The 6,004-nt window shown below is 69.6% G+C and carries 6 protein-coding genes; 2 read left to right on the top strand and 4 right to left on the bottom strand.

The window, feature by feature from the left end; all coding sequences use genetic code 11:
* Positions 1–522 precede the first annotated feature (522 nt).
* The 3 genes from ACZ4K2_RS07455 to thyX all read right to left on the bottom strand — a co-directional run bounded on the left by ACZ4K2_RS07455 (position 523) and on the right by thyX (position 4,213).
* Positions 523–2,208, bottom strand: a complete 1,686-nt coding sequence (locus ACZ4K2_RS07455) for a ribonuclease J (RefSeq protein ID WP_467480992.1) — start codon at positions 2,206–2,208, stop codon at positions 523–525.
* Positions 2,209–2,366: 158 nt separating this feature from the next.
* Positions 2,367–3,266, bottom strand: a complete 900-nt coding sequence (gene dapA / locus ACZ4K2_RS07450) for a 4-hydroxy-tetrahydrodipicolinate synthase (RefSeq protein WP_467480990.1) — start codon at positions 3,264–3,266, stop codon at positions 2,367–2,369.
* Between the two features lie 218 nt (positions 3,267–3,484).
* A complete protein-coding gene (gene thyX / locus ACZ4K2_RS07445) occupies positions 3,485–4,213 on the bottom strand; it encodes an FAD-dependent thymidylate synthase (RefSeq protein WP_467480988.1) in 729 nt (242 codons plus the stop codon).
* Between the two features lie 206 nt (positions 4,214–4,419).
* Between thyX and ACZ4K2_RS07440 the strand changes: the two genes are divergently transcribed.
* Together ACZ4K2_RS07440 and ACZ4K2_RS07435 are read left to right on the top strand one after the other, a co-directional pair.
* Positions 4,420–4,656, top strand: a complete 237-nt coding sequence (locus ACZ4K2_RS07440; RefSeq protein ID WP_467480986.1) for a hypothetical protein — start codon at positions 4,420–4,422, stop codon at positions 4,654–4,656.
* Positions 4,657–4,759: 103 nt separating this feature from the next.
* Complete coding sequence (locus ACZ4K2_RS07435) at positions 4,760–5,314, top strand: hypothetical protein (RefSeq protein ID WP_467480984.1); 555 nt, start codon at positions 4,760–4,762, stop codon at positions 5,312–5,314.
* Between the two features lie 237 nt (positions 5,315–5,551).
* Here the strand turns inward: ACZ4K2_RS07435 and ACZ4K2_RS07430 are convergent, their stop codons facing one another.
* Positions 5,552–6,004, bottom strand: a complete 453-nt coding sequence (locus ACZ4K2_RS07430) for a hypothetical protein (protein ID WP_467480982.1) — start codon at positions 6,002–6,004, stop codon at positions 5,552–5,554.

Genomic DNA, 6,004 nt, shown 5'->3' with positions numbered 1-6,004 from the left:
GCGTTCGTCCTGAGCCAGGATCAAACTCTCCGTGAATGTTTTCCCGTAATCGGGATGAACACCACGAGAGCGGTGCGAGAGGAGGAATGATCCTCTCGCACACAGCGTCCTCGCTGTGTTTTTCAAAGGAACCTCGTCCCGATCATGACGACCGGAGACGGGGTATCAACATATCTGGCGTTGATTTTTGGCACGCTGTTGAGTTCTCAAGGAACGGTCGCTTCCTTTGTACTCACCCTCTCGGGCTTTCCTCCGGGCTTCCCTTCGGTGTTTCCGACTCTATCAGATCTTTTTCCGATCCGATTTCCTCGGCGCTTTCCAGGTTCCCGCTTTCGCGTTTTCCTTTCCGGCGGTTCCGACTTTATCAGAAGTTCTGAGCCGGATTTCCCACCCGCTCCGGGCACCTGCGTCCAGCGCATGAAGTGCTGGGGTTCCCGGTTGGGCGGAGCCGTAAACGTACTGGAGCGGGGCGCCTCGATGCAAATCGAGGCGCCCCGCTCCAGGTCGGGCACCGACGGGGCGTCAGACCTCCACGACCACCGGCAGGATCATCGGCCTGCGGCGGTAGGTGTCGGAGACCCACTTGCCCAGGGTCCGGCGGATGAGCTGCTGGAGCTGGTGGGGCTCCACCACACCGTCCTGCGCGGACCGCTCCAGGACCTCGGTGATCTTCGGGAGGACGCCGGCGAAGGCGGAGTCCTCGATGCCGGAGCCGCGGGCCTGGACGTGCGGGCCACCGGTGATCTTGCCGGTGGAGGCGTCGACGACCACGAAGACCGAGATGATGCCCTCGTCGCCGAGGATCTTCCGGTCCTTGAGGGCGGGCTCGCCGACGTCACCGACGGAGAGGCCGTCTACGTAGACGTAGCCCGCCTGGACCTTGCCGGAGATCTTGGCCTTGCCCTCGACCAGGTCGACCACCACGCCGTCCTCGGCGATGACGATCCGGTCGTGCGGCACACCCGTGAGCGCGCCCAGCTCGGCGTTGGCGCGCAGGTGGCGCCATTCGCCGTGCACCGGCATCAGGTTCTTCGGGCGGCAGATGTTGTAGAAGTACAGCAGCTCGCCCGCGGACGCGTGGCCGGAGACGTGCACCTTGGCGTTGCCCTTGTGGACGACGTCGGCGCCCCAGCGGGTGAGGCCGTTGATCACGCGGTAGACCGCGTTCTCGTTCCCGGGGATCAGCGAGGACGCCAGGATGACCGTGTCGCCGTCGACGATGCGGATCTGGTGGTCGCGGTTGGCCATCCGGGACAGGGCCGCCATCGGCTCGCCCTGGGAGCCGGTGCAGACCAGGACCACCTCGTGGTCGGGCAGGTCGTCCAGTGCCCTGACGTCGACGACGAGGCCCGGCGGGACCTTCAGGTAGCCGAGGTCGCGGGCGATGCCCATGTTGCGGACCATGGAGCGGCCGACGAAGGCGACCCGGCGGCCGTACTCGTGCGCCGCGTCCAGGATCTGCTGGATGCGGTGGACGTGGCTGGCGAAGCTCGCCACGATGATCCGCTTGCGGGCGCCCGCGAAGACCTGGCGCAGGACGTTGGAGATGTCCCGCTCGGGCGGGACGAAGCCCGGCACCTCGGCGTTGGTCGAGTCGGAGAGCAGGAGGTCGATGCCCTCCTCGCTCAGCCGCGCGAAGGCGTGCAGGTCGGTGAGGCGGTTGTCCAGCGGGAGCTGGTCCATCTTGAAGTCGCCGGTGTGCACGACCATGCCGGCGGGCGTGCGGATGGCGACCGCCAGCGCGTCCGGGATGGAGTGGTTGACGGCGACGAACTCGCAGTCGAAGGGGCCGACGCGCTCGCGGTTCCCCTCCGCCACCTCCAGGGTGTACGGGCGGATCCGGTGCTCCTGGAGCTTGGCCTCGATCAGGGCCAGGGTGAGCTTGGAGCCGATCAGCGGGATGTCCGGCTTCTCCCGCAGGAGGAAGGGGACGCCGCCGATGTGGTCCTCGTGCCCGTGGGTGAGGACGATGCCCTCGATGTCGTCGAGGCGGTCCCGGATGGACGAGAAGTCCGGCAGGATCAGGTCGATTCCGGGCTGCTCCTCCTCGGGGAAGAGCACTCCGCAGTCGACGATCAGCAGGCGGCCGCCGTACTCGAAGACCGTCATGTTGCGGCCGATCTCGCCGAGACCGCCGAGCGGGGTGACCCGCAGGCCGCCCTTGGGCAGCGGCGGCGGCGGACCGAGTTCAGGGTGCGGATGGCTCAAAAGACTCTCCTCAAACACGCGCGCCACGTACCGGTCGGGCACGTGGCGCGCGTGACGTTCGTGCAGAAGCAGTTGTCGTTGTGGGGTGCGGGCACCGGTGGCCCGCGTCTTCTGTTGTCCGATTCAGTTGTGAAGCTCTTGTGGTGCCAAGTCTGTTGTCAGAGCTGTACCCCGCCGGCAGCAAGATCGATCTTGAGCTGGGCGATCTCCTCGGGCGAGCACTCCACCATGGGAAGGCGCAGCGGCCCGGCGGGCAGGCCCTGGAGGGCGAGCGCGGCCTTGGTGGTCATGACGCCCTGGGTGCGGAACATGCCGGTGTAGACCGGGAGCAGCTTCTGGTGGATCTCGGTGGCCTTGACGACGTCACCGGAGACGAAAGCGTCGACGAGGGCGCGCAGGTCGGGGGTGACCACGTGGCCGACGACCGAGACGAAGCCGACCGCGCCCACGGAGAGCAGCGGGAGGTTCAGCATGTCGTCGCCGGAGTACCAGGCGAGGCCGGACCGGGCGATGGCCCAGCCGGCGCGGCCGAGGTCGCCCTTGGCGTCCTTGTTGGCGACGATCCGGGGGTGCTCGGCGAGCCGGACGAGGGTCTCGGTGCTGATCGGGACGCCGCTGCGGCCGGGGATGTCGTAGAGCATGACCGGGAGGCCGGTGGCGTCGGCGACCGTCGTGAAGTGCCGGTACAGGCCCTCCTGCGGGGGCTTGTTGTAGTACGGCGTGACGACCAGCAGGCCGTGGGCGCCGATGCGCTCGGCCTCGCGGGCCAGCCCGACGCTGTGGTGGGTGTCGTTGGTTCCGACGCCGGCGACGACGTGGGCGCGGTCGCCGACCGCTTCCAGGACGGCTCGTACGAGGTCCGCTTTCTCCGCGTCGCTGGTGGTGGGGGACTCGCCGGTGGTGCCGTTGACGATCAGGCCGTCGTTGCCTGCGTCCACCAGGTGGGCGGCGAGCCGCTGCGCGCCGTCGAGGTCGAGTGCGCCGTCCGCCGTGAAGGGCGTGACCATGGCGGTGAGGACCCGCCCGAAGGGGGTCTGCGGAGTCGAGGTCGGAGCCATGGGTAACACGCTACTCGGTGCTCGTCACGGGGCGCGCCCTCGGGGTGACGGGAAAGTCAGGACAAAGGAGAAAGAGGGAGCCCGGCACTGCCTGCTCGGGGGTTCAAGCAGTGCCGGGTCCGTTTGATCAGGCTAGATGAACTTCTCCAAATGCCGCAATACGGACACCTCTCCAGGCTGACCCATACAACCGTTCCCGGGCGGGGAACAAGGCTCCGTTACGGGGCCACACGCCCGTTCGCATTGAAGGCGGCGTACGTCAGCGGCATGAGCCGCGCCCACTCCGCCTCCATCCGCTCGCCGACCATCTCGATCTCCCGCTGCGGGAAGGACGGCACCTTGGCCAGCTCGTGCTGGGTGCGCAGGCCGAGGAAGTGCATCAGGGAGCGCGCGTTGCAGGTGGCGTACATCGAGGAGTAGAGGCCGACGGGCAGGGCGGCGCGGGCCACCTCGCGGGCGACGCCCTCGGCGAGCATCTTCTGGTAGGCCGCGTACGCCTGCTCGTACGACTCCCGCAGGGTGCTGCCGACCGCCTCGTACTGGGCCGGGGTGCCCTCGACGAAGACGTACTTGCCCGGGCGGCCCTCCTGCACGAGCTTGCGGGAGGCGTCGGGGACGTAGAAGACCGGCTGGAGCTCCCGGTAGCGGCCCGACTCCTCGTTGTACGACCAGCCCACCCGGTGCCGCATGAACTCGCGGAAGACGAAGATCGGAGCGCTGATGAAGAAGGTCAGCGAGTTGTGCTCGAACGGGCTGCCGTGCCGGTCGCGCATCAGGTAGTTGATCAGGCCCTTGGAGCGCTCGGGGTCCTTCTTCAGCTCGTCCAGGGACTGCTCGCCCGCGGTGGAGACACGGGCGGCGAAGAGCACGTCGGCGTCCGAAGCGCTGGACTTCACCAGTTCGACGGTGACGTCGCTGCGGAACGTGAGCGACTCGGGGGTGGTCACGGGGGTGGGGGTCCTTCCATCACTGCTGTGGTTGGCGACCACCTTACGGGGCACCCGCCGGGGCCCGGCCGGTACCTCGGCGCGACGGCCCGAAAAAACGCACCCGTGAATCTTTCGGACATGGGCACCTTTTGTGTCGGCCGAGCGTCTGTACCGGTGAGGCCTGCTCATTCGATCTCCAACCCCGGAAAGGAGCGGCAGCCGTCATGTTCCGTCGGCGCGAGCCCGTACCCTTCGCCTTCGTGGCCGAGGCGGAAAGGTTCCGCAGCAATGTCACTCCCCCGCCCCCTCAGCGGGCGTCGTTCGGCGAGGTGGCCGGGCGCTGGCTGCTGGGCCTGACCCTGGTCGCCGGGCTCGTCGGCGCCCTGATCGTGGGCACCCCGGCCCTCTCCACACCGTCCGGTACGCCGGCGCAGCAGTCACAGGCGTCCCAGGGGCACTGAACGGGCGCACTGACCCTTCCGGACCCTCCAGGCTGGTGAGCGGCAACACGGCCGGATAGCCTCACCGGGCACAGCCCCTGCGAGGACCGAGTGAGGACCAGCCGTGCCACTGCCCTTTCTGACGGCCGAACGCAGCTTCGAGACGGCAGCCGAGAGCGCGCTCCCGTACACCGATCCGGACCGCTGGCGGCGTCCCTACCGGCCTGGTCCCTGGCGGGTGGGCGCGGCCGCGCTGGGGCTGCTGCTCGCCTCGTTCGTGCTGTTCGCCGCGGTGCTCATCACGCTGACCGGCTCCGTGCCGTCCGGCGGGGCGGTGCTCGTCGCCGGCCTGGCGATCGTCGGCTCCGCACTGCGGCTGCTGCGCATGGGGGTGTGGGTGAGCGGGCGCGGGCTGCGCCGGACCGGCTTCCTGCTGACGCGGACGATCCCGTGGGCGCGGGTCGCCTCGGTGCGGACGGTCCAGCAGCCGGTGCGCTGGCTGGGGCTGCCGCGGACGGTGCAGGGGCAGGCGCTGGCGCTCGTCCGCGCGGACCGGCCCGCCGAGGACACCGCGCTCCTGCTCACCACGCACGGCCTGGACTTCCTGGGCCGTCCGGTGGCGTTCGACCGCGCCGCGGACGCGGTGGAGATGTGGGCCGCGGAGAGCCGCCGCGGCTGACGCCGAGGTGTACGAAGGGGCCGGCCCGCGGTGACGCGGACCGGCCCCTTCGGTGTTCCCTGGGTCGGACGGGAGGGTCCCTTCGGTGTCCCTGGGACGCCCGTGACTGCTGTGCCGGGCGCGCCGGCCCCGGGGCGGCCGTACCAGACGCTCGGTGGCCGGTGACCGGCCGTGTGCCGCCGTTGCGGGGCGGCTGGGGCCCGTGGCTTAAGGTGCGTACGCGCGGCCCGGTGGGGGTCACGCCGGGACGGGGCGGCCCTCGTGCAGGGCGATGGCGCGTTGCATCGCCTTGCGGGCGCGCGGGGTGTCCCGGGCGTCGTGGTAGGCGACGGCGAGCCGGAACCAGCAGCGCCAGTCGTCGGGGGACTCCTCCGCCTCCGCCTTGCGCCGGGCGAAGACCTCGTCGGCCGAGTCCCGGTCGATCCGGCCGCTGGGCAACCGCCTCAGCTCGTCGGCCGGCAGCCCGCCCTCGGCCTCGAGTTCGGCGGCGAGCTGGTTGGCCTTGCGGACGAACCGGGTGTTCTTCCACAGGAACCACAGGCCGATGACCGGCAGTACCAGCACCGCCACGCCGAAGGTCACGGTGACGAGCGTGCCGGCCTGGATGAGCAGGACACCGCGGCTGCCGACCAGGACGAAGTAGAAGACGAGGACGGCGGCCGTGACGAGGTAGGTGATCTTCGCGCGCAT

Source organism: Streptomyces sp. NPDC025833 (genome assembly GCF_055558055.1).
This window is presented reverse-complemented; position numbering and strand designations above follow the sequence as displayed.